Raw genomic sequence first — 305 nt, forward strand, 5'->3', positions numbered from 1 at the left:
ACATTTCCATTTACATCGGTTACTGTTAAGGTAATCGTATTCGGACCTACATCTGCACAGGTGAATGTTGATTTGTCAATTGTCGTGGTTGCGATACCGCAGGCATCAGTGCTTCCAGCGTCAATATCACCAACGGTGATGCTTGCGTTTCCGGTTGCATCCAATTGAATCGTAAACGGTGCGGCGCAATTTGCTACTGGTGCAACATTGTCTTCAACGGTTACAACTGTTGTACAAGTAGAAACGTTTCCGTTTACATCGGTTACGGTTAAGGTAATCGTGTTCGGACCTACATCTGCACAAGT

1 protein-coding gene is annotated in these 305 nt (G+C 44.9%); it reads right to left on the reverse strand.

Going from position 1 to position 305, the window contains the following annotated elements; translation table 11 throughout:
- Positions 1-305, reverse strand: a 305-nt coding sequence (locus K8089_RS16490) for a hypothetical protein (RefSeq protein ID WP_237604360.1), incomplete at both ends; no start/stop codon positions are given.

The organism is Aequorivita vitellina (genome assembly GCF_022008365.1).
GTDB classification, from domain to species: Bacteria; Bacteroidota; Bacteroidia; order Flavobacteriales; family Flavobacteriaceae; genus Aequorivita; species Aequorivita vitellina.